The following is a 16202-nucleotide window of genomic DNA, read 5'->3' as shown; positions in this document are numbered from 1 at the left end:
CCTCCTCGTCAGATCTGCGGTCGTCCTGCGCGAGCGCGGACGACTGCTTCAGACCCTACCGGGGTCCGGTGTCCGTCGCGTACGGACGGACTCAGATGCCGACCTTGATGCGGCTGAAGCGCTTCAGGGTGACACCGGCCTCGTCCAGAACCTTCTGGACGGACTTCTTGTTGTCCAGCGCGTAGGGCTGGCCCAGCAGCGTGGCGTCCTTGAAGAAGCCGTTGATGCGACCCTCGACGATCTTCGGCAGGGCGGCCTCGGGCTTGCCCTCCGCGCGGGTGACCTCTTCGGCGATGCGACGCTCGGACTCGACCTTCTCGGCCGGAACGTCTTCCTTGGAGAGCCACTGCGGGGCGAACGCGGCGATGTGCTGCGCGACGCCGCGGGCGATCTCGGCGTTCTCCTTGTCGAGCTCGACGAGGACACCGATCTGGTACGGCAGGTCGGGCATGGTGCGGTGCATGTACGACGCCACGTAACCGCCGGTGAACTGCGCGAAGCGGTCCAGGACGATCTTCTCGCCGAGGTTGGCGTTGGCCTCGTCCACGAACGCCTGGACGGTCTTGCCGGGCTCGATCTCGGACGCGAGGAGCGCCTCGATGTCGGCCGGGGAGGTGGCGGCGACGTGGGCGGCGAGCTGGTTGGCGACGGCCAGGAACTTCTCGCCCTTGGCGACGAAGTCCGTCTCGCACTTCAGCTCGACGAGGACACCGGAGGTGTTGTCGTCGGAGATGAGGGAGACGACGGCACCGTTCTCGGCAGAACGGCCCTCGCGCTTGGCGACGCCCTTCTGACCCTTGATACGGAGCGCTTCCATGGCCTTGTCGACGTCGCCGTCGGAGTCGACCAGAGCGTTCTTGCAGTCCATCATGCCGGCGCCGGTGAGCTCGCGGAGCTTCTTGACGTCAGCGGCGGTGTAGTTCGCCATGAGTCTGTGATTCTCTCTCGAAGTCGTAGATCTACGGGTGAACGGCGGAGGCGCCGCGCTCGTGGCGCGGCTCCCCCGCCGTCATCGTCCGTGCTGCGAGTGCCCGGCGCGTGAACGCCGGGCGCTCTCAGTGGGTCAGGCCTGCTCGGCGTCGGCGTCGGCGGCCGGAGCCTCGACGACGGCCTCGGCGGCCGGGGCCTCAGCCTCGGTGGCCTCAGCCTCGGTGGCCTCGGCGGCGGGGGCCTCGACAGCGGCCTCGGCCGGAGCGGCCTCGACCGACTCGTCGGAGGCCTTCTTCTCGCCCTCAAGCAGGTCGCGCTCCCACTCGGCGAGCGGCTCGGCGGCGGCCTTCTCGCCCGGCTTCGAGTCGCCGGTCGCAGCGCCGGAGCGGGCGATGAGGCCCTCGGCGACAGCGTCGGCGATCACGCGGGTGAGCAGGGTGACGGAGCGGATCGCGTCGTCGTTGCCCGGGATCTTGTAGTCGACCTCGTCGGGGTCACAGTTGGTGTCGAGGATCGCGACGACCGGGATGTGGAGCTTGCGCGCCTCACCGACGGCGATGTGCTCCTTCTTGGTGTCGACGATCCAGACGGCGCTGGGGACCTTCGACATCTCGCGGATACCACCGAGGGTCTTCTCCAGCTTGATCTTCTCGCGAGAGAGGACCAGGAGCTCCTTCTTGGTGAGACCCGACGCGGCGACGTCGTCGAAGTCGATCGCCTCAAGCTCCTTCAGACGCTGAAGGCGCTTGTAGACGGTGGAGAAGTTGGTGAGCATGCCACCCAGCCAGCGCTGGTTGACGTACGGCATACCAACGCGCGTCGCCTGCTCGGCGATGGCCTCCTGGGCCTGCTTCTTGGTACCGATGAACATGATGGAACCGCCGTGGGCGACGGTCTCCTTGACGAACTCGTAGGCGCGGTCGATGTACGACAGCGACTGGAGCAGGTCGATGATGTAGATGCCGTTGCGCTCGGTGAAGATGAAGCGCTTCATCTTCGGGTTCCAGCGACGGGTCTGGTGACCGAAGTGGACGCCGCTTTCCAGCAGCTCCCGCATCGTGACGACGGCCATGGCCATCTCCTTGGTTTCTCGGTTTGGTTCCTGACGCCCCCAACGCGCCCTGCCCCCATAGGGGACCGAGAGACGCTTTCACCTGGCCGTTTCCGGCTGATGCTGGGGCGTGCGAAGTCGACCCGGTGACCCGGATCGCCACAAGAAGTGTACGGGACCCGGCGGTATGCCGGGTGACGCCGTTGTCCACAGTGCCGGGGTTGTCCACAGGCCCGGTGGCGGCTCCCCCGTACGCGGGACGCTGTGGGCCATGACGACACTGCTGCTCAGCCTCATTCTGCTGCTGGCCCAGGCGGCCGTCCCCGCGGTCCGCCCGCTGCCGGCGCCCCTTTCGGTGGCCCGCTGGTGGGACCCGCCGCCGACTCCGTACGCGGCCGGCCACCGCGGTGTGGACCTGTCCGCACCGGTGGGCGCGCGGCTCCGCGCGGTCGCCGACGGGCGGGTGCACTACGCGGGCCAGGTCGCGGGCCGCGGGGTCCTCTCGCTCATGCTCCCGAACGGCCTGCGCACCACCTACGAGCCGGTCCGCCCGCTGGTCGCGGAGGGCGAGCGGGTCACCGCGGGGCAGCCGGTGGCCGTCCTCACGGAGGGCTCCCACTGCTCGGACCCCTGCCTCCACTGGGGCCTCCTGGCGGGCGAGGTCTACCTCAATCCCCTCATCCTCCTCCCCCGCCCCACCCCGCGTCTCCTGCCGGACGCCTCCGGCCCACTGCCGGGGGGCACCTCCGTGGGGGTCGCTCCGGGCGGAGTCCGGGGAAGGTAGCCGGGGGGAGATCGAGACGCGGGTCCGGTGCCGAACCCGCCTCCGCCTCCCCGCGGTGCGACGCGGGGCTGGGGCCGGAGCCGGGGCGGGAGCCGGTGGCGGGAGCCGGGGCCGGCGTTGGAGTCGGGCCGGAGCCGGTGCCGGAGTCAGAGTCGGAGTCGGAGTCGCCCCGGGTTTCAGCCCCGGACGCCCCGCAGGGCCATCGCGACGGCCGTCTCGGTCACCACGGCGGGATCCTCGGCCGCGCCGAGCTCGATGCGCCGGACCGCGGCGTCCACGACCCCCTGCAGCAGCATCGCGGCCAGCCTCGGCTCCGCCTGCCCCAGAGAGCTCAACGCCTCGACGATCATCGCCACCAGCCCGCCGTGGGCCGCGCGGATCTTCTCCCGCGCCCCGGCGTCCAGCTCGCTGGCCGAGATCGCGACCACCGCCCGGTGCCGCCGGTCCCCCACCAGCCCGAGCTGGCTCCGTACATACGCCTCGATCTTGGCCTCGGGCGACTGCGCCCGCTCCATCGCCGCCTCGATCTCGGCAGCCCACACGGGGAAGTCAACCGCGCACAGCTCTTCGACCACGGCCGCGCGGGACCGGAAGTACTCGTACACGGAGGACCGGGCCAGCCCGGTCCGTTCCGCGAGGGCGGGGAAGGTCAGCGCTTCCGTCCCGCCTTCGGACAGCAGGGAACGCGCGGCGTCCAAGAGGGCGCCGCGCTGCATCGACCGGTGCTCGGCCACGGAGGCCGCTCGAATCCTGGGCACGCATCCACTCTACGGAGGCACCGCAAGGTCACCGGCCGACATCCGCCAGCTTCGCCCGCAGTTGCAGCACCGACTTGGTGTGGATCTGGCTCACCCGGCTCTCGGTGACGCCGAGCACATTGCCGATCTCGGCCAGCGTCAGGCCTTCGTAGTAGTAGAGGGTCACCACCGTCTTCTCCCGATCGGGCAGCGTGTTGATGGCCCGCGCCAGCAGGCGCCGCAGCTCGCGGTCCTCCGCCACCTCCACGGGGTCGTCCGCGGCGGTGTCCTCCAGGGTGTCCATGAGCGAGAGGCGGTCGCCGCCCTCCCCGCCCGCGTGCAGCAGTTCCTCCAGGGCGACCACATTGGCCAGCGACAACTGGCTGAAGACCGCGTGGAGATCCTCCACCGCGATCCCCATCTCACCCGCGACCTCGCTCTCCGTGGGGGTGCGCCGTAGCTGTGCCTCCAGGGTGGCGTAGGCCCGCTCCACGGCCCGCGCCTTCTGCCGGACCGAGCGCGGGATCCAGTCCAGTGCCCGCAGTTCGTCGATCATCGCGCCGCGGATCCGGGTGATGGCGTACGTCTCGAACTTGATGGACCGGTCGATGTCGAACTTCTCGATGGCGTCGATCAGTCCGAAGACCCCGGAGGAGACGAAATCGGCCTGTTCCACATTGGGCGGCAGTCCCACGCTGACCCGTCCGGCGACGTACTTCACCAGCGGCGAGTAGTGCAGGATCAGTTGCTCCCGCAGCCGCTCGTCACCCGAGGCCTTGTACGAGCGCCACAGCACCTCCAGGGACGAGGGAGCGGTGGACCGCACGCCGCCGCGGGCAGCGGGGGGCACCGCAGCGCGGTCAGACCCTGAGGTGTGCTGGGGCATGCTTCGCCTTTGCCGGAGCCGGATTCCTTGGGAGCGTAGCGTGACGGAAGTGTCGCGGTGCGCGAAGAGTACGGGATCGCGCGAGGGCGCAGGGGCGTCCCGACTCGCGCGGGCGACCCGGGACCGGCGCTCGGCGCCCGGTCCCGGCAGCTGGCACCGGGAAGACCGCGTCTCTCATCGGTTTCACTCTTTCACCGGAACTCCCCAGGTCAACGACCGCCTCGCCGGACAGTGCCGGTTTATATGCCTCCTTCAGCTGTTTGTCTGCTCAACTGCCAGCCGTCGCCCTGCCGTTCGACGAACCCCAGAGAGTGAAGTTCGTACAGTCTGCCGATGACTTCATCGGTGCCGGTGCCGGAGGCAAGTGCCACCTCCGCCAGGTTCGCGAGGCGTCCGGCGGGGAGGGCTTCGAGCACGCGGACGGTGTCCCGGTCCAGCAGGTCCCGGGCGTACACCGGGCCGCGCCGCTCGGGGGCCAGCTCGCCCATGCCGCCGACCAGTTCGGCCACCTCCGCCGCGTCGCCGACGAGCACGGCCTCGCCGCGCAGCAGCTCGTGCACCCCGGCCGAGAGCCCGCTCGTGGCGGGACCGGGGACCCCCATCGTGAACCGCCCGAGCTCCTGCGCCCGCCGGGCGGTGACCAGGGAGCCGCTGCGATGGGCCGCCTCCACCACGACCGTGCCGCGGGTGAGGGCGGCGATGACCCGGTTGCGCAGGACGAACCGGCTGGGCGTCGGATGGCTGCCGGGGGGCAGTTCTCCCACGACGAGTCCCTGGCCCGCGATCCTGCCGAGGAGTCCGGCATGGCCGCGGGGGTAGGCGACGTCCACCCCGCAGGCCAGCACGGCCGCCGTGGCACCGCCCGAGGCGAGGGCCCCTCGGTGGGCGGCGCCGTCGATGCCGTACGCCGCCCCCGAGACGACCACCCACCCGCGCTCGGCGAGCCCCGCGCCCAGGGTCTGGGCCATGTGCGCCCCGTACGGGGTGCAGGCCCGGGCCCCCACCACGGCCACCGAGCGCAGCGCCCAGGTCCGGAGGTTCGGCCGGCCCCGGAGCCACAGCCCCACGGGCCGGGCGTCGCCGAGGTCGTCGAGCTGGGTCGGCCACTCCGCCGACCCCGGGCAGACGAACCGGCCTCCCGACTCGGCCGCCAGCGCCAGGTCGCGCCGGGGTTCGGCCAACGCCGCCCGCCTGCGGTATCCGGCGAGCCGCTCGGGGCCCACCCCGGCCGGCCCGCCCGGCCACGCCTCGGGGCCGGTCAGCAGCCGTATCAGCCCCACCGCGCCGAACTCGCGGAGCCAGCGCCCGCCGTGCTCGTCCCCCGGTTCCAGAACGCGGGTCAGCGCGGCCCGCGCGAGCAGCTCCGGCTCCTCGTGGCCGGTCACGGCCGGATCCCTTGCGGCATCGTCGCGCCCCGGGCGATCCCCGTACGCAGTTCCAGCGCGACGGCCACGTCCAGCGCCTCCGGCCGGTCCCGACCCCGCAGGTCGGCCACGGTCCAGGCGATCCTGAGCACCCGGTCCAGCCCCCGCGCGGTCAGCAGGCCCCGCTCCAAGTCCCGCTCGGCCTGCGCCAACGCGCCCGGGCCGGCCTGCCAGCGGGTGCGCAGCTCCTGCCCGGGCACCTCGGAGTTGAGCCGCCACGGGGTGTCGGCCAGCCGGGCCGCGGCGCGGTCCCTGCCCTCCCGCACCCGGTCGGCGACCACGGCGGTCGATTCCCCCCGGCCGCCCTGCCCCAGCAGATCGGAACGGGTGACCGGCTCCACCTCCACCCGCAGGTCCACCCGGTCGAGCAACGGCCCCGACAGCCGCGCCTGGTAACGCCGGATCACGGAGGCCGGGCATTCGCACCCGGCCCCCTGCAAGGTGTGGCGTCCGCACGGGCACGGGTTCGCGGCGAGCACCATCAGGAATCTGGCCGGCAGCCTCACCACCCCGGCGGCGCGGGCGATGACCACGTGCCCCGATTCGAGGGGCTGACGCAGCGCGTCCAGCGCCCGGCCGTGGAACTCCGCCGCCTCGTCCAGGAAGAGGACGCCCCGGTGGGCCAGGGAGACCGCCCCCGGCCTGGGGACCCCGTTCCCGCCGCCCACCAGGGACTGCATGGTCGCCGAATGGTGCGGTGCGCAGTAGGGCGGTCTGGTGACGAGCGGTTCGCCGGGCGGGAGGATTCCCGCGACCGAGTGGACGGCCGTGACCTCCACGGAATCCTGACGGGTGAGCGGCGGCAGGATCCAGGGCAGCCGCTCGGCCAGCATCGTCTTGCCGGCACCCGGGGGCCCGCTGAGGAAGAGGTGGTGGCCCCCCGCGGCCGCCACCTCCAGGGCTCGGCGCGCCATGTGCTGCCCGGCGACGTCCGCGAGGTCGGGAAAGTCCGCGCAGTCGCCCTGCCCGGACCGGCCGGGGGAGATCCCCGTGCCCAGTCCCGCCCCCGGCAGGACCAGCCCGGCCAGCATCGGGTCCGGTCGTCCCGGCGGGTCGGGGGGCTCCTCGGGGACCACCCCGCCGGTCAGCACCGCGATCAGCTGGCGCAGGCTGCGCACGCCGAGCACCGAGACGTCCGGCACCAGGGCGGCCTCGGCGGCGCACTGCTGGGGCACCACCACCTGCCGGTATCCGGCCTCCGCCGCGGCGAGGACGGCCGGTAGGATCCCGCGGACCGGACGCACGCGGCCGTCCAGGCCCAGCTCGCCGATGAGGACGAGGTCGGCGATCGCGCCCGGGTCGACCACTTCCGCGGCGCCCAGGACGGCTGCGGCAACGGCCAGGTCGAAACCGGCGCCTGATTTCGGCACGGAGGCGGGGCTGAGCCCGACCGTGAGCTTCTTCTGCGGCCACGGCGCCCCCGAGTTCACGAGGGCGGCGCGCACCCGGTCCCGGCTCTCGACCAGCGTCTTGTCCGGCAGCCCGACCAGGGTGAAGGCCGCGACCCCGGGCTCCAGGTCGGCCTGGACCTCCACCACCACGCCGTCGACGCCCACCAGGGCCACCGAACAGGCTCGCGCGAATCCCATCAGGCCACCCCCCTGACGTGGTCCACCACGGGCGCGCCGCGGCGGGGCAGCAGGACGCCGACGAGGTCGATGCGCACCCCGCCCGGGGGTGGTCCGCCGTGGTCGGCGAGCCAGCGCCCGGCGAGTCTGCGCAGCCGCTCCGCCTTGCCGGGCCGGACGGCGGCCATGGGGTGCTCGAAGTCCCCCACGCGGCGGGTCTTGACCTCGCACACGACGAGGGCGTTCCCGTCCCGCGCGACGATGTCGATCTCCCCGCTGCGGCACCGCCAGTTCCGCGCGATCACGGTCATCCCGGCCTCGGTCAGCCGCCGCGCCGCGAGCTCCTCGCCATACCGCCCCAATGCCTGCTGTGCCACGCCCTTCGCGTTCATTCGGCACCACCTCCGGTACCGACGATCCCGCGCGCCCGCCCACCTGGTGGATCTTGGTGGACAACCGGGCCGTTGTGGATAACTCAGTCACCCACACAGGTGAGGGGCAGTTCAGCTGCCCGGTAGTTCGAGATCGCTCTTGTTGAGCTCCTCGATGTTCACGTCCTTGAAGGTCAGCACCCGTACCTGCTTCACGAAGCGAGCCGGCCGGTACATGTCCCAGACCCACGCGTCGGCCATCGAGACCTCGAAGAAGACCTCCCCCTGGACCGAGTGCACCTGCATCTCGTAGTCGTTGGTGAGGTAGAAACGGCGTTCGGTCTCGATCACATACTTGAACAGCCCGACGACGTCGCGGTACTCCCGATAGAGCTTCAGCTCCATCTCGGTCTCGTACTTTTCGAGGTCCTCGGCACTCATGGCATGTTCCCCTTCAGCCGTGCGTCCCCCTATTGTGCGCCAGGCCCCCGCGCCCCTAGACGATTTCCGGGGCCAGGACCACCGGCGCGCCCGGAGGACCGTCGTCGAGCAGCGTCCGCAGCAGCTCGGCGAGTCTGGTCGGGTACACCGTCTCATGGGCCGCGAGAAGTTCTTCGGAGGTCCACCACCTGGCTCCGGTGACGCTGCGCCGCTCCAGCTCCGTGAGGCCGCCCATCCCGGTCGCCGTCTGGGCGGTACGGGCCAGGAAGTACCACTCGTCCTGTTCCCAGCGCCGCCCGTCGAACTGGAACGAGCAGTACCGGTGCCACAGCACCGGCCCCAGCTCGACCTCTGTGATCCCCGTCTCCTCCGCGAGCTCGCGCAGCGCGGCCTGCTCCCGGGTCTCGGTACCCTCCAGCCCGCCGCCCGGGGTGAACCACCAGGCCTCCGCCGGATCCGCCGGCTCGAAGCCGTGCAGCAGCAGGATCCGGTCCGCGGGGTCCAGCAGGATCACCCGCGACACCTGCCGGGCGGGGCGGGGGCCGTCGGCCCCGGCCGGGTCAGCGGGCACCGGGCCGCTCCCGTCGCCGCCCGCGCCCCAGAACCCGTACGAGCGGCCCGTACGCGGCTCCCAGCAGCACCAGGGCGGCCCCGACGGCCACCGCCGCCACCTGGAGCCGCAGCGGCCCGGGCCGCGAGATCCCGCCGGGCAGGGCGGCGTAGGTGCGCGGCCGCTCCAGCATCGCCATGGAAGGCCACGCCAGGGCGTCGACACGGGCGCTGACGGCGGACCGGGCGACCGTTCCCTGCCCGGCCTCCTGGAGGTGCGCCCGGGAGTCCAGGGAGGCGGCTCGCCGGTCGCCCAGCAGGAAGAGCTTGCCCTCGGGGACGGTCACCTCGAAGGGAGTCACGGAAGCCGCTCCGGACGGCGTGCCCGCCGCGCCGGTCTGGCCGTCGGCCTGCCCGCCGGGCTGCCCGTCCGGCCGGGCCGCGGGCTTGGTGTCGTCGATGTACGGCTCGTCCAGCTCCTTGCCGTTCACCGTCAGCCGGCCGCCCTCACCGCAGCACTTGACGGTGTCGCCGCCGACCCCGACGACCCGCTTGACCATGGGCGAATCGCTCCACATGGAATCAGTAAAGACGACCACGTCCCCGCGGCGCACCTCACCGCCGTCGATGCGCTGCGCCAGCACCCGGTCCCCGGGCCGCACGGTGGGCATCATCGAGTCGGTCGGCACCGTGTAGGGCTGGTAGAGGACCGCGCCCCACACGAAACCGCCGATGAAGAGCACGAAGCCGATGGCCACGGCCAGTCCCGACAGCACATTGCCGAGACCGCCGCGGCCATCCTTGCCACCACGCTGTGAACGCGTACCTCTTGCTTGTGTTCCGCCCATTGCAGCGCCCCCAGCACTTCGGAGATCGTCGACCTGGGCGGTCACCCTACCCGGCGGTACGGCCGCGGGTCAGCCTCCGCCGGCGCCACAGTACGAGCGGCACCGCGCCCGCGAACCCCAGCGCGGCCGGACCGAGCCCGACCGGCGCCAGCCCGGAGGCCCCGAGGCCGAGCGCGGTCGCCGCGGCCTGGGTGCCGATGCCCGGCTGGTCGAAGGTGTCCGGAACCGGCAGGGTGGACCAGCGGGTGACCGGCCACGCGACCACCACGGCCCGCCCGACGACCTTGTCGACCGGCACGAAGCCCAGGGTGGAGTCCTGCATGTGCCAGCGGGAGTCCTGCGAGTTCTGCCGGTGGTCGCCCATCACCCAGATCTTGCCCTTGGGCACGGTGATCGGGCCGAAGGGGGCGTCGTCGCACGCGGTGTTGCCGGGGAAGACGTACGGCTCGTCCAGCACCTTGCCGTTGACGACGACCGGTCCCCCCTTCTTGCACTCGACCGTGTCCCCGCCGATGGCGATGGTCCGCTTGATCAGGTCCTTCTCCTCGGCGGACGGCATCAGGCCGATCCAGCTGAGGGCCTTCTGCGCGAGATTCGGCTCCGGCGTGGGCTCCCCGTCCAGCCAGCCAGCGGGGTCGTGGAAGACCACGACCTCACCGCGCTCGGGCTCCGAGCCGAACCACGGGGTCAGCTTGTCCACCAGCACGCGGTCGCCACGCTGCAGGGTGTTCTGCATCGAGTCGGACGGGATCGAGAACGCCTGCACCAGGAAGGTCTTGATCAGCAGGGCCAGCAGCAGGGCGATACCGACGAGGAGCGGCAGCTCCTTCCAGAACGAGCGGTGCGGACGCGCCGCGGCCCCGTCGTCCTCGGCCTCGCGCTCGACGGCATCGTCCGGCCGCTCCTCGCCCTCATCGCGTCCGGATCGTGCGCCTACCGCCACATCCCCCACATCCACTCCTCACTCGCGATCGCCGCCCGCGCCGAATCAGGCGCAGGCCCTCCCCTCCCCTAACGAGCGGGAGTTCCCTAAGGCGCGGGAGACCCAGGACACACTATGCGAACGGCGCGGCCCGGCGGCGCCGACGGCGGCCGCGTCGCTCGCCGCGCGCCTCGTCGGGAACCATGAGGAAGGTCGCGGGCTGCTCCAGCCTGTGCCAGTGGCCGAAGGGCCAGGCGATCACCACGGCTTCCCCCACGACGTCCTTCTCGTCGATCGTGCCCTGAAACGCCTCGTCGAGGTGGTAGCGGGAATCGGCCGAATTCGCCCGGTGGTCGCCGAGCACGAAGAGCCGTCCCGCCGGCACCCGCACCTCGAAGCCGATCTCGGAGGGGGCATTGCCCGCATTCACGTACGGCTCATCCAGCGGCGCCCCGTTGACGCTGACCCGGCCCCTGCCGTCGCAGCACTTGACGGTGTCGCCGCCGACGGCGACGACGCGTTTGATCAGGTCCTGCTCGTCGGCCGAGGGCAGCAGGCCGATGAAGGTCAGGGCCTGCTTGAGCTGCTTGACCCCGACCGGGTCCGGAGCGGGACGGGCGGTGTCGTCCTTCAGCCAGCCGCCGGGGTCCTTGAACACGACGACGTCGCCGCGCTCGACCTTGGAGCCGAACCACGGCGTCAGTTTGTCGACCAGCACCCGGTCGCCGATGCGCAGCGTCTGCTCCATCGAGCCCGACGGGATGAAGAAGGCCTGTACCAGGAAGGTCTTGAGGACCAGGGCTATGCACAGGGCCACGGCCACCAGCACCGGCAGCTCGCCCACGCGGCGGGTGCGGCGGCGGCGCCGTACGCGGCGCGCCAGCCGGCGCCGCTCGGCCCGGCCGCCGCCGCCCTCCGCCGGCGCGACGTACTCCGGTTCCGGTTCCGGCTCCGGCTCCGGCTCGGGGTCGCGCCCGCCTCTCGGCCGCCCCCGGCTACCCATGCCCGCCCCAGCGCGAGACCGGCCAGCCGATCCAGTCGGCCCGCCCGATCACCTTCTCCACCGGCACCATTCCCCCGCCCGGTTCCCCCAGGTGGTCCCGGGAGTCCCGGGACTGGGAACGATGATCACCCATGACCCACAGGGTCCCAAGGGGCACGACGATCCGGAAGGGCACCTTCGAGGGCGTGTCACCGGGATACAGATACGGCTCGGCCAGCGGGACACCGTTGACCTCGATCCGGCCACCGGCGTCGCAGCACACCACATCGTCGCCGCCCACGCCCACGACCCGCTTCACGAAGTCGGTGTCGGACGGCCCCGCGAGCCCGAGCGCGGAGACCGCACCGTGCAGGGCGGCACCGATCGGATGGCCGTCGCCGTCTCCGGTCCGTTCTCGTACGAAGGACCCGGTGCCGTCGAAGACCACCAGGTCCCCGCGGTGCGGCTGATCGCCGAAACGGTACGCCAGCTTGTTGACCAGAACCCGGTCCCCGACCCGCAGCGTCGGCTCCATCGACCGGCTCGGGATCAGGAAGGGCTGGACGACGAAGTTGCTGAAGAGCAGCAGGAAGACGGTGCAGATGACGCCGAGCGCTCCGGCACGCCGCCAGGTCAGCCGCGGCCCCGTCGCCGGCCGGCCGGTCGAAGGCCGGTCCTGCGGAGGAAACGCAGAACGCGGCCGCCCCTCCCCCTCGTCGGGGGAAGAGTGGCCGCGCTGCGTGTGAGGTGCTTCGGTGTCCATCGGGGGCGAGCCTATCCGGCCGCCCCGGGACCCCGGAGGGGACCTCAGTTGTCGCGCTTCTCCTTGATCTTCGCGGCCTTGCCGCGGAGCTCACGGAGGTAGTACAGCTTGGCGCGGCGCACGTCACCGCGGGTGATGAGCTCGATCTTCTCGAAGATCGGGGAGTGCACCGGGAAGGTACGCTCCACGCCGACGCTGAAGGAGACCTTGCGAACGGTGAAGCTCTCGGAGACGCCGGCGCCCTGGCGACGGATGACGACGCCCTTGAACTGCTGGATACGGGAGCGGTTGCCCTCGATCACGCGGACGTGCACGTTGACGGTGTCACCGGCGCGGAAGGCCGGGACGTCCGTGCGGACGGTGGCGGCGTTGACGCCATCGAGCAGGTGAGACATGTTCTTCGTCTGCTTTCTTCGCACGACGCCACAGGTCGCCGGGCGGGTCTTTGTAGAGAATTCGGGAGCCGTTCCACCCGCCGGGCGACGGTCCCCCTGTGGCAGGGGCGCTGGCGGGCGTACAGCAGCCGCCTATTCTTCCACGGCCTGGGGCCTGCGCCAAAATCGGCCGTCCGTGGACGGCTTCCAGCCCAGGGCGCTGAGGATCTCCCGGTCCTTCTTGTCGAAGGCGGAGGCCTCGCAGCGCTCGATCAGGTCCGGGCGGTTCAGCGCCGTCCGGCGGAAGGCCTCGTCCCGGCGCCAGCGGGCGATCTTCCCGTGGTGGCCGCTGACCAGCACGTCGGGAATGCCCCGGCCGCGCCACTCCGGGGGCTTGGTGTAGACGGGTCCCTCCAGCAGGTTCGCCATCTCGCCGGGGGCGAAGGAGTCGTCGCGGTGGGATTCGGCGTTGCCGAGCACTCCGGGCAGCAGCCGGGCCACGGCCTCGGTGACGACCAGGACGGCGGCCTCGCCGCCCGCCAGTACGTAGTCGCCGATGGAGACCTCGTACACCGGTATCCGGGTGGCGTACTCGTCGACGACCCGGCGGTCGATGCCCTCGTACCGGGCCGGCGTGAAGATCAGCCAGGGCCGCTCGGAGAGTTCGACGGCCAGTTCCTGGGTGAAGGGACGGCCGCTGGGCGTGGGGACGACCAGGACCGGCCCGTGCGCGCCCGACTCGTAGCCGTCGGCCAGCGCCGTGTCCAGCGCCTCGCCCCACGGCTCGGTCTTCATGACCATGCCGGGACCGCCCCCGTACGGGGTGTCATCCACCGTGTTGTGCCGGTCGTACGTCCAGTCCCGCAGGTCATGGACGTGTACGTCGAGCTGGCCGCGGGTGCGGGCCTTGCCGACGAGGGAGACGTTCAGCGGCTCCAGGTACTCGGGGAAGATCGTGACGACGTCGAGACGCATCAGGCTTCTTCCTCGGTAGCGCGCGCCGACGCACTGGAACCGCTCTCGACTTCGTCGATGACAGCACGGTCGTCGATCAGCCCGGGCGGCGGCGTGATGACGCAGCGCTGCTCCTCCAGGTCGATTTCGGCGACGATCTCCTCTACGAAGGGGATCATCACCTCGGAGCCGTCCGGCCGCTCGACGATGAAGAGGTCCTGCGAAGGCAGGTGGGAGATCTCGGTGATGCGGCCGACCTCGGTGCCGTCGGCGAGGACCACGTCGAGGTCCATCAGCTGGTGGTCGTAGTACTCGTCGGGCTCCGCCGGCATCTCCGTCGGGTCCACGTCGGCGATGAGCAGGACGTTGCGCAGCGCCTCGGCGCCGGTGCGGTCCTTGACGCCCGCGAAGCGCAGCAGCAGCCTCCCGCTGTGCACCCGGCCCGTTTCGATGGTCAGCGGCCCCGCCGACGCCGGTTCGGTCTGGAGGACGGCGCCGGGCCCGAGCCGCTGCTCGGGCTCGTCGGTCCGCACCTCGACCGTGACCTCACCCTTGATCCCGTGGGCGCGGCCGATCCGCGCGACTACCAGCTGCACTGTGTGTCTCCTGTTCAGACGACGACGGGCCGGGGCGGGCACATTGCCCTCCCCGGCCCGTGCCGGTGATTCAACTCTTCAAGCGGACCCGGTCTCAGCGGACCTGGTCCACGTCGACGAGGTCGACGCGGATCCCCCGGCCGCCGATGGCGCCCACGACGGTACGCAGAGCACGTGCGGTGCGGCCGTTACGGCCGATCACCTTGCCGAGGTCGTCGGGGTGGACCCGGACCTCGAGCACCTGTCCGCGGCGCAGGTCGCGCGAGGCGACCTGCACGTCGTCGGGGTTGTCCACAATGCCCTTCACGAGGTGCTCAAGAGCCTCCTCGAGCATGCTCAGGCCTCGGTCGACTCGGCGGCGGCCTCAGCCTCGTCCGCCTTCTTGTCGGCCTTCTTCGCCTTCTGGGTGATGGCCTCGCCCTTGGCGTCGCCACCCTCAAGGGTCTTGGCGAACTCGTCGAAGGTACGACGCTTGTCTTCCTTCGTCTCCGGCTGCAGCAGCGGCGCGGGGGCGGGGAGGCCCTTGTGGGCCTGCCAGTCACCGGTCAGCTTCAGGATGGCGAGCACGGCCTCGGTGGGCTGGGCGCCGACGGAGAGCCAGTACTGCGCACGCTCGGCGTTGACCTCGATGCGCGACGGGTTGTACGTGGGGTGGTACAGACCGATTTCCTCGATCGCACGACCGTCCCGGCGGGTGCGGGAGTCGGCGACGACGATGCGGTAGTGCGGCTGGCGAATCTTGCCGAGGCGCTTGAGCTTGATCTTGACTGCCACTGGAGTGGTGTCTCCTGAACTTGACGTGGTTGGGCACATGAGATGCCACGTGGGGTTGCGGTACTCGGATGCCCGATGGACGCGTCAGCCGGAGGAGAGAGGGGTCCTATGCGACTGTCGAGTACAGCTAGCCATTGTGCCATACGCCCGCGGCGCTTCCGAGCGCGGAGGACCCCACCCCGGCGGTTCCCCGTCGGTCGGCCCCGATCCGCGGGCGGCTCCGGCGCCGACGCGGCGGAGGACGGAGGGCGCCGGTGTCCCGGAGTTCACGGGCCCGGGCCCCGCGGGTCGCCTCCGGACGGCCTCGGGAACGCTCGCCTCCGGACCGCCTAGGAAGCCACCGCGATGGCCGCCTCGGGGATGCGGAAGGGCTTCATGCAGCCTCCGCACACGATCGGGGCCTGGGCCAGCACGGAGGGGACCACGCGCACATTGCGCCCGCAGTCGCAGACCGCCTTGACGCGCACGCCGCCGCCGGACGAGCCGTGGCGGGCGGCCGGCCCGCGGAAGCTGCGCTTGGTGTCGGCGGAGGTGGCGGCCGTATGCGCCTTCAGGGCGCGGTGCAGCCGCTCCATCGTGGAGCGGTAGCGCTTCTTCGCCTCGGGGTTGAGCGTGACCAGTGAGAAGCCGCTGCTGGCATGCGGTTCTTCGGAGTGGTCCAGCCCCATCTCCTCGGCGATCGCGAGAAATCTGCGGTTGTGGTACCGGCCTGCGCGCGAAGTGTCGCGGACTCCTCGGGCGGCGGCGATGCCGTGGACTGCCTCGTGCAGCAGTCGCTCGAAGGAGAGCTCGGCGCCGCAGGCGGACGAGGACTCTCCGATCAGGGACTCGGGCGCGGCAAGGTCAGGCAGCTCGGGGTGGTACCGCTGAATATCGGCCCACGCCTGCGCCAGCTCTGCGGCGAGAACAGGTGGTGTCGTGCTCACGTCGTGACAACGAGCCGAGGTGCCCCGGTGTTCCGATTCCGGGCCATTGCAAATTTTTTGCACGTACCAGTCAGTTCAGTCTCATGCGTCCTGACGAGGACGGGTGCGCCGATCTCCGGAGAAGTCGGTACGTAACGACGACTACGCCCCGGCGCGCGGCGGTGGCCGCACGTCCGGGGCGCAGGGGTCGAACTGGTGTGGCCCGGTGCCGATCGGCCGGACCGGACCTAGTGTCCTGAGTCGGAGATTCGTCGGCAGTAAGCGGCGACCTTGTCGAGGATCTCGTCGGCGGTCTTCGTCCAGACGAAGGGCCTGGGGTGTT

At 71.4% G+C, this 16202-nt stretch carries 19 protein-coding genes and 1 pseudogene; 1 reads left to right on the top strand and 19 read right to left on the bottom strand.

What is annotated here, in order from left to right; genetic code table 11:
• Positions 1 to 91 precede the first annotated feature (91 nt).
• Both tsf and rpsB read right to left on the bottom strand, forming a co-directional pair.
• Complete coding sequence (gene tsf / locus ABZX75_RS16990; RefSeq protein ID WP_355411096.1) at positions 92 to 928, bottom strand: translation elongation factor Ts; 837 nt, start codon at positions 926 to 928, stop codon at positions 92 to 94.
• A 135-nt stretch (positions 929 to 1063) separates the two neighbouring features.
• Positions 1064 to 2002 (bottom strand): 30S ribosomal protein S2, encoded by a 939-nt coding sequence (gene rpsB, locus ABZX75_RS16985; protein ID WP_355411094.1) that lies wholly within the window; start codon positions 2000 to 2002, stop codon positions 1064 to 1066.
• Between the two features lie 250 nt (positions 2003 to 2252).
• Here rpsB and ABZX75_RS16980 point away from each other — a divergent pair, with 250 nt between their 5' ends.
• Positions 2253 to 2765: a M23 family metallopeptidase gene (locus ABZX75_RS16980; protein WP_355411092.1), complete on the top strand. Its 513-nt coding sequence runs from the start codon at positions 2253 to 2255 to the stop codon at positions 2763 to 2765.
• 176 nt (positions 2766 to 2941) lie between these two features.
• On the opposite strand, the gene ABZX75_RS16975 is transcribed toward ABZX75_RS16980, so the two are convergent.
• From ABZX75_RS16975 to ABZX75_RS16895, 17 genes and pseudogenes are all read right to left on the bottom strand, one after another.
• A complete protein-coding gene (locus ABZX75_RS16975; RefSeq protein WP_355411486.1) occupies positions 2942 to 3499 on the bottom strand; it encodes a helix-turn-helix domain-containing protein in 558 nt (185 codons plus the stop codon).
• 52 nt (positions 3500 to 3551) lie between these two features.
• Complete coding sequence (gene whiG, locus ABZX75_RS16970; protein ID WP_355411090.1) at positions 3552 to 4388, bottom strand: RNA polymerase sigma factor WhiG; 837 nt, start codon at positions 4386 to 4388, stop codon at positions 3552 to 3554.
• 239 nt (positions 4389 to 4627) lie between these two features.
• Positions 4628 to 5773 carry a DNA-processing protein DprA gene (gene dprA / locus ABZX75_RS16965; RefSeq protein WP_355411088.1) on the bottom strand — a complete coding sequence of 382 codons (1146 nt, stop codon included), beginning with the start codon at positions 5771 to 5773 and terminating at the stop codon, positions 4628 to 4630.
• Positions 5770 to 7401, bottom strand: coding sequence for a YifB family Mg chelatase-like AAA ATPase (locus ABZX75_RS16960; RefSeq protein ID WP_355411086.1), 1632 nt, complete (start codon positions 7399 to 7401; stop codon positions 5770 to 5772). The genes dprA and ABZX75_RS16960 overlap by 4 nt, the downstream gene beginning before the upstream one ends.
• Positions 7401 to 7772, bottom strand: coding sequence for a YraN family protein (locus ABZX75_RS16955; RefSeq protein WP_355411084.1), 372 nt, complete (start codon positions 7770 to 7772; stop codon positions 7401 to 7403). The genes ABZX75_RS16960 and ABZX75_RS16955 overlap by 1 nt, the downstream gene beginning before the upstream one ends.
• 111 nt (positions 7773 to 7883) lie before the next feature.
• Positions 7884 to 8192, bottom strand: a complete 309-nt coding sequence (locus ABZX75_RS16950) for a DUF2469 domain-containing protein (protein ID WP_005311352.1) — start codon at positions 8190 to 8192, stop codon at positions 7884 to 7886.
• Positions 8193 to 8247: 55 nt separating this feature from the next.
• A complete protein-coding gene (locus ABZX75_RS16945) occupies positions 8248 to 8763 on the bottom strand; it encodes an NUDIX hydrolase (RefSeq protein WP_355411082.1) in 516 nt (171 codons plus the stop codon).
• A complete protein-coding gene (gene lepB, locus ABZX75_RS16940) occupies positions 8753 to 9589 on the bottom strand; it encodes a signal peptidase I (RefSeq protein ID WP_355411080.1) in 837 nt (278 codons plus the stop codon). Before lepB (ABZX75_RS16940) ends, ABZX75_RS16945 begins: the two co-directional genes overlap by 11 nt.
• A 46-nt stretch (positions 9590 to 9635) precedes the next feature.
• Positions 9636 to 10532 (bottom strand): signal peptidase I, encoded by an 897-nt coding sequence (gene lepB, locus ABZX75_RS16935; protein ID WP_355411484.1) that lies wholly within the window; start codon positions 10530 to 10532, stop codon positions 9636 to 9638.
• Positions 10504 to 11514: pseudogene (gene lepB, locus ABZX75_RS16930) on the bottom strand (signal peptidase I); the annotation flags it as partial. The gene lepB (ABZX75_RS16935) and the pseudogene lepB (ABZX75_RS16930), both read right to left, overlap by 29 nt.
• The gene (gene lepB / locus ABZX75_RS16925) at positions 11507 to 12256 is read right to left on the bottom strand and encodes a signal peptidase I (protein WP_355411078.1); all 750 of its coding nucleotides are present in this window, start codon (positions 12254 to 12256) and stop codon (positions 11507 to 11509) included. The pseudogene lepB (ABZX75_RS16930) and the gene lepB (ABZX75_RS16925), both read right to left, overlap by 8 nt.
• Positions 12257 to 12300: 44 nt before the next feature.
• Positions 12301 to 12651 (bottom strand): 50S ribosomal protein L19, encoded by a 351-nt coding sequence (gene rplS / locus ABZX75_RS16920; RefSeq protein ID WP_355411076.1) that lies wholly within the window; start codon positions 12649 to 12651, stop codon positions 12301 to 12303.
• 132 nt (positions 12652 to 12783) lie between these two features.
• Positions 12784 to 13605, bottom strand: coding sequence for a tRNA (guanosine(37)-N1)-methyltransferase TrmD (trmD, locus tag ABZX75_RS16915; RefSeq protein ID WP_355411074.1), 822 nt, complete (start codon positions 13603 to 13605; stop codon positions 12784 to 12786).
• Positions 13605 to 14180, bottom strand: coding sequence for a ribosome maturation factor RimM (gene rimM, locus ABZX75_RS16910; RefSeq protein ID WP_355411072.1), 576 nt, complete (start codon positions 14178 to 14180; stop codon positions 13605 to 13607). Before rimM ends, trmD begins: the two co-directional genes overlap by 1 nt.
• 94 nt (positions 14181 to 14274) lie before the next feature.
• The gene (locus tag ABZX75_RS16905) at positions 14275 to 14514 is read right to left on the bottom strand and encodes an RNA-binding protein (RefSeq protein WP_150517622.1); all 240 of its coding nucleotides are present in this window, start codon (positions 14512 to 14514) and stop codon (positions 14275 to 14277) included.
• Between the two features lie 2 nt (positions 14515 to 14516).
• On the bottom strand, positions 14517 to 14954 hold the full coding sequence (rpsP, locus tag ABZX75_RS16900) for a 30S ribosomal protein S16 (RefSeq protein ID WP_355411070.1): 438 nt from the start codon (positions 14952 to 14954) through the stop codon (positions 14517 to 14519).
• Between the two features lie 329 nt (positions 14955 to 15283).
• Positions 15284 to 15880, bottom strand: a complete 597-nt coding sequence (locus ABZX75_RS16895; protein WP_355411068.1) for a hypothetical protein — start codon at positions 15878 to 15880, stop codon at positions 15284 to 15286.
• Positions 15881 to 16202 lie beyond the last annotated feature (322 nt).

Source organism: Streptomyces sp. NPDC003038, assembly GCF_040611115.1.
Lineage (GTDB): Bacteria > Actinomycetota > Actinomycetes > Streptomycetales > Streptomycetaceae > Streptomyces.
This window is presented reverse-complemented; position numbering and strand designations above follow the sequence as displayed.